The following is a 6084-nucleotide window of genomic DNA, read 5'->3' as shown; positions in this document are numbered from 1 at the left end:
CTGCGGGGCGGTCGGTCCGTCCTGCGGGGCGGTCGCACCACTCTGCGGGGCGGTCGGTCCGTCGGTGCCGGTCATGGTCTCTCCTTGTCGTCGAGCAGGCGCCGGACGGCCCCCAGCGGGATCGGCAGCCACCCCGGTCGGTTACGAGCCTCGTAGACGACCTCGTACAGGGCCTTGTCGAGCTCGAGCGCCCGGACCAGCGCCAGCCGCGCGTCGTCGTGCGGGCCCGCGACCTCGGCGTACCCGGCCAGGAAGGCCGTCCGGCAGGCCGTCGCCCAGGCGCCGGCGTCGACCCCGTCGCTGAGCCGGACCGAGCCGGCCACGTAGTCGAACGAGCGCAGCATCCCGGCGATGTCGCGCTCGGGCAGGTCGGGCCGGTTGCGATCGGCCAGCGGCCGCAGCGGCTCGCCCTCGAAGTCGATCACGACCCAGCCCCGGCCCGGCACGTCGAGCACCTGGCCGAGGTGGTAGTCGCCGTGGATGCGTTGCAGCGGCGGCCACTCGGCGTAGCGAATGGCGCGCAGCGCGCGCAGCGACCCAGCCCGTCGGGAGGCGAGCTCGGGGACGGCCCGGGCGGCGGCGGCATACCGGCCCTCGAGCTCGGTGACCAGGCGCCGGCGTGCCGCGTCGTCCGCCGGCTCGGTCCCGAGCCGGGCCGCGAGGTCGCGGTGGATCTGCGCGGTGGCCGCCCCCAGGTCGTGGGCCCGGGCGGCGAAGTCGACGCCGGCGGTCGCGGCGACGAGGGCGACCCGCCAGGCGTCCTGCACCCCGGGGATGAACTCCTGGGCGAAGGCGAGGTGACCGTGCTCGACCCGCTGCCCGTCGGGGGCCTCCCACGCTCCGTCGAGGTGCCCGGCCGAGATCGGCACCCGGGCCGAGCCGGCGTCGGTGAGCGCGGACTGGACGACGACGTCGGGGTTGTCGCCGGGCTGCACCGTGCGGAACACCTTGATGATCACCGGGGGCACGTGCGCTCCGTCGCGCCCGCGCAGCCGGCAGATGACCGAGGTGTTCGACTGCTCCCCGGTCAGCACGTTCGAGTTGGTCACGATGCCGTCGAGCCGCCCCGTGGCGTGCCCGCTCGCCACCGCGTTGGAGCCGGCCGTGGCCTCGGCGCCGACGGTGTCGTGCGAGCCGAGGATGGTCTCGGCCAGGGCGCGGGCGTAGACGGGGTCGTGGGGGGCGTCGTAGACCCATCGGGTGCCCAGGACGCTGTGCTCGATAGTGCCGACGAGCGCCTGCTCGGCCGGTTCGAGCGGTGCGCCCCGGTAGGTCAGGGGGACCTGGTAGACGACCGGGGGATCTGCCGCCTCGTCGAGCAGCAGCAGGGTCTCGATGCCGACCTCGCCGTCCGGGTCGTCCATCCGGTAGCCGCCCACCCGGCGAAGGACCGGGACGTGCCCCTTGCCGCCGTACCAGCGCTGCCCTTGGATCCAGCCCGTGACCAGCTCGACCTTGGAGGGCACCAGCCGGGCGTGGTGGTGGATGACGGCCATCAGCCGCCCTCCCTCGGAGCGATCAGCAGCCAGAAGAAGTCGCGCGAGCCCAGCGTGATGGTGACCCGCCCGTCGGCCGCGACCCACGGGAAGTTGCTGCCGCCGAACAGGTCGACCAGGCGGCGCTCGCCGAGGTGCTCGGGCAGCTGGAGGGTGGCCGCCTGGGGCCGGTTGGCCAGGTTGTTGACGCACAGGACCGTCTCGGCGGGCTCGGTGCCATCCGCTGCCACCGACCGGACGAAGGAGAGCATCGCCTCGTTGTCGTTGGGCACGATGGTGAAGTCGCCCAGGCCGAAGACACGGTGGCGTCCGCGCACCTGCAGCATCCCGCGCACCCAGTGCAGCAGCGAGGACGACGAGGCCATCTGGGCCTCGACGTTGACGTTGTTGTAGTGGTAGACGAGGCTCGCGATGACCGGCAGGTAGAGCTTGCCCGGGTCGACGCTCGAGAAGCCGGCGTTGCGGTCCGGGGTCCACTGCATCGGGGTGCGCACGGCGTCGCGGTCGGTCAGCCAGATGTTGTCGCCCATGCCGATCTCGTCGCCGTAGTACAGGCACGGGGAGCCGGGCAGCGACAGGATCAGCGCGTGGATCAGCTCGATCTCGGGCCGGGAGTTGTCCAGCAGCGGGGCCAGCCGTCGGCGGATGCCGACGTTGGCGCGCATCCTCGGGTCGGGGGCGTACCACCCGTACATGGCGGCCCGCTCCTCGGGGGTGACCATCTCGAGGGTCAGCTCGTCGTGGTTGCGCAGGAAGGTGCCCCACTGCGCGCCCTCGGGCACCGGTGGGGTCTGGTCGAGCACGTCGACGATCGGGTGGGCCCGCCCCTCGCGCAGCGCGTAGAACAGGCGCGGCATGACCGGGAAGTGGAAGCACATCTGGCACTCCGGCGCCTGCTCGGTGCCGAAGTAGTCGACGACCTCAGCCGGCGGTTGGTTCGCCTCGGCGAGCAGGACCCGCCCCGGGTACTCCGCGTCGACCATGGCGCGCAGCCGGGTCAGGAACTCGTGCGTACGCGGCAGGTTCTCGCAGATGGTCCCCTCCTCCTCGAACAGGTAGGGGATGGCGTCGAGCCGGAACCCGTCGATGCCCAGGTCCATCCAGAACCGGACGATGTCGAACATGGCCTCCTGCACGGCCGGGTTCTCGAAGTTGAGGTCGGGCTGGTGCGAGAAGAAGCGGTGCCAGAAGAACTGCCGCCGCACCGCGTCGAAGGTCCAGTTCGACACCTCGGTGTCCACGAAGATGATCCGGGCGTCGGCGTAGGGCTCGTCCGTGTCGGACCAGACGTAGTAGTCGCCGTAGGGTCCGTCCGGCTCGGCCCGGGAGGCCTGGAACCACGGGTGCTGGTCGCTGGTGTGGTTCATCACCAGGTCGGTGACGATGCGGATGCCGCGGGCGTGGGCCTGCGAGACCAGCTCGGTGAACTGCGGCAGGGTGCCGAACTCCGGCAGGATCGCCTTGAAGTCGGCGATGTCGTAGCCGCCGTCGCGCAGCGGGGAGGCGTAGAAGGGGGGCAGCCACAGGCAGTCGACCCCCAGCCACTGCAGGTAGTCGAGCCGTCCGATCAGGCCGGTGAAGTCGCCCGCCCCGGACCCCTTCGAGTCGGCGAACGCGCGCACGAGGACCTCGTAGAAGACCGCGGTGCGGTACCACTGCGGGTCGTGGCGCAGGCCCGGCTGCGAGAGGTTGAGGCCCTGCACCTCAGTGGCTCCGCACCTCGATGATGTGCACCGGCTCCCAGTCGGGCCCGACCCGCACGAAGTTGTCGGAGCGCCAGTCCCACCAGCTGTCGGTGACCAGGTCGTGGGCCGAGAAGGTGGACCAGCTCGCCATCCCGAGCGCGGCCATGTCGAGGTGGACGGTGGTCTCCCGGGTGGTGTGCGGGTCGAGGTTGGCCACCACGAGGATCGTGTCGCGCCCGCCGTCGACCAGGCGGCTCTTGGAGAAGACCAGCACGTTCTCGTCGTCGGCGGTGTGGAAGCGCAGATTGCGCAGCCAGCGCAGCGCCGGGTGGGCGCGGCGGATCTCGTTGAGCCGCTGCAGGTACCACGCGAGGCTCTGCCCCTCGAGGTCGCCGCCCGGCTCGTAGCGGAACCACTGCCGGTCCTTGTACTGGTACTTCTCGTTGTCCAGCTGCTCCTCGGCGCCCTGGCGCGCGACGTGCTCGTGCAGCTCGTAGCCGCTGTAGATGCCGTAGGTCGGCGACATCGTCGCCGCGACGGCCGCGCGGACCTTCCAGGCGGCCGGGCCGCCGTACTGCATGTACGGCGTGAGGATGTCGTGCGTGGTCGGCCAGAAGGACGGGCGCATGTATGCCGCCGAGTCGCCGGCCAGCTCGCGGCCGTACTCCTCGAGCTCCCACCGCAGGTTGCGCCACGCGTAGTAGGTGTAGCTCTGCTGGAAGCCGACCTCGGCCAGGGCCCGCATCATGGCCGGCTTGGTGAAGGCCTCGGCCAGCCAGATCGTCTCGGGGTACCGCTTGGCGACGTCGGCGATCAGCCACTGCCAGAAGGCGACCGGCTTGGTGTGCGGGTTGTCGACCCGGAATATCCGCACGCCGTGGTCGAGCCAGACCTGGATCACCCGGCGCACCTCCGCGTACGCGCTCGCCGGGTCGTTGTCGAAGTTGAGCGGGTAGATGTCCTGGTACTTCTTCGGCGGGTTCTCGGCGTAGGCGATCGTCCCGTCGGCACGGGTGGTGAACAGCTCGGGGTGCGTGTGGACCCAGGGATGGTCGGGGGAGGCCTGCAGCGCCAGGTCCATGGCCACCTCGAGCCCGTTCCGCCGGGCCTGCTCGACGAAGAAGTCGAAGTCCTCGAAGGTGCCCAGGTCGGGGTGGATCGAGTCGTGCCCGCCGTCGGGTGAGCCGATGGCGTAGGGGGACCCGGGATCGCCCGGCCCGGCGACGAGGGAGTTGTTCGGGCCCTTGCGCGCGGTGGTGCCGATCGGGTGGATCGGGGTGAGGTAGACCACGTCGAACCCCATCCGCGCGATGCCGGGCAGCCGGTCCGCCGCCGTCCGGAGCGTCCCGGAGACCCAGCGACCGGCCTGCTCGTCGTAGTACGCGCCCTCCGAACGCGGGAAGATCTCGTACCACGCGCCGTACAGCGCCAGCTCGCGCTCGACCAGCAGCGGGTAGGACGCCGACGGGGAGACGAGCTCGCGCAGCGGGATCAGCCGGTGCAACCCGCGGATCTCCTCGGAGACGGCCAGCGAGTAGCGCTCGACGACCGGCCGTCCGGTGTCCTTCAGCGCGTCGATCGCCCGGTCGACGGCGCTGGTGTCCGCGCCCTGGCCGGCGATCGCGCGGCGGAACCGGTCGAGCACGCGCACCCCCTCGGCGCACATCAGCTCGACGTCGATGTCGGCACCGATCTTGATGCCCGCGTCGTGGGCCCAGCTCGAGTACGGGTCCGACCAGGCCTCGATGCGATAGCTCCACCAACCGGGCCGGTCGGCGACGACCGTCGCGCTCCACGCGGACAGCCCGGGGTTGTCGATCCGCATCGGGAAGTAGTGGTCCCCGCCGTCGGGGTCGGTCAGCACCGCGGTGGCGTTCACCGCGTCGTGTCCCTCGCGGAACACCTTGGCCCGGATGACGAACTGCTCGTGCACGACCGACTTGGCGGGCAGCTCGCCGTGGCGCACGGTCGGCTCGACGTCCAGGACGGGAATGCGCCCGATGCGCCGGACGCCGTCGGGCACCCCGCCGAGCTTCGGCACGACCGACACCTCGTGCTCGGGGGCCAGGTGGCTGGCACCCGCCTCGGTCTCGTCGAAGAAGGCCTCGTCGGCGGGCGGAGCCGGGGGCGGCGTGGTCTTCGCCGCGGGTGCGGCGGTCTTGCGAGGTGCCCGCTTGGCGGCGGCCTTGCGGGGGGCGGCCTTGGCAGCCGTGGTCTTGGCCGCCGTGGTCTTGGCCGCGGCGGTCTTGCGAGGGGCGGACTTGCGCGCCGGCTTGGCGGTGGTCGTCGGCTCGGCGGCGGCGGGAGCATCGGCGACTGCGGGCTCTGGATCGGGGGTGGCGCCGGCCGGGGGCTTCTTCGCGGGGTCAGTCACGTGTCGACCGTACCGAATCGGGGTGCAGCGCGGCAGCAGGGCGCGGGTCGCCGGGTCCGGCATGCTGGTGGCCATGTTGACCGAGCTCCTGCCGCCCGATACCGGCCTCGCCTTCAGTGCCATGCGAGAGCTGCGTCCCGCCCTCGTCAGCCGGGAGGACTTCGTCGATCAGATCGACCGGGTCCAGCGACCCGAGGGCTACCGCCTGGTGGCGGTGCTGCCCGACGACGGGGGCGATGCGCTTGCCGTCGCCGGTTTCCGGCAGGTCACCAAGCTGGCCTGGGGACGACACCTCTACATCGACGACCTGTCGACCTCGCCTGCGGCCCGCGGCCGGGGCCTGGCCAGCGGGCTGCTGGCGTGGATCCACGACGAGGCCGTCCGCCAGGGCTGCAGGCAGGTGCATCTCGACTCGGCGGTCGGGCTGCACCGGGCAACCGCCCACCGGCTCTACCTCAACTCGGGTTACGTGATCAGCGACCACCACTTCACGCGGTCCGGGTGACCTGACCACCTCGGGGGCGGCCGG

At 71.8% G+C, this 6084-nt stretch carries 4 protein-coding genes; 1 reads left to right on the top strand and 3 read right to left on the bottom strand.

The window, feature by feature from the left end; all coding sequences use genetic code 11:
• Window positions 1–71 precede the first annotated feature (71 nt).
• The 3 genes from WMI84_RS16285 to WMI84_RS16275 are packed head-to-tail and all read right to left on the bottom strand — an operon-like array spanning window position 72 to window position 5222.
• Window positions 72–1496, bottom strand: a complete 1425-nt coding sequence (locus WMI84_RS16285; RefSeq protein WP_347354824.1) for an aminoglycoside phosphotransferase — start codon at window positions 1494–1496, stop codon at window positions 72–74.
• Window positions 1496–3199: a maltose alpha-D-glucosyltransferase gene (gene treS, locus WMI84_RS16280; RefSeq protein ID WP_347354823.1), complete on the bottom strand. Its 1704-nt coding sequence runs from the start codon at window positions 3197–3199 to the stop codon at window positions 1496–1498. Before treS ends, WMI84_RS16285 begins: the two co-directional genes overlap by 1 nt.
• A 1-nt stretch (window position 3200) precedes the next feature.
• Window positions 3201–5222, bottom strand: a complete 2022-nt coding sequence (locus WMI84_RS16275; protein ID WP_347354825.1) for an alpha-1,4-glucan--maltose-1-phosphate maltosyltransferase — start codon at window positions 5220–5222, stop codon at window positions 3201–3203.
• A 406-nt stretch (window positions 5223–5628) separates the two neighbouring features.
• Here WMI84_RS16275 and WMI84_RS16270 point away from each other — a divergent pair, with 406 nt between their 5' ends.
• A complete protein-coding gene (locus WMI84_RS16270; RefSeq protein ID WP_347354822.1) occupies window positions 5629–6060 on the top strand; it encodes a GNAT family N-acetyltransferase in 432 nt (143 codons plus the stop codon).
• Window positions 6061–6084: the final 24 nt, after the last annotated feature.

This window comes from Intrasporangium sp. (assembly GCF_039812505.1).
GTDB lineage: Bacteria > Actinomycetota > Actinomycetes > Actinomycetales > Dermatophilaceae > Intrasporangium_A.
Note: the sequence above shows the minus strand (reverse complement) of the source record. Positions and strands in the feature narration are given on the sequence as shown.

What these genes read in the sequence shown, in the direction of transcription:
- WMI84_RS16270 (WP_347354822.1), top strand. Translation starts at nt 5,629, where the DNA reads ATGTTGACCGAGCTCCTGCCGCCCGATACCGGCCTCGCCTTCAGTGCC.
- WMI84_RS16285 (WP_347354824.1), bottom strand. Translation starts at nt 1,496, where the DNA reads ATGGCCGTCATCCACCACCACGCCCGGCTGGTGCCCTCCAAGGTCGAG.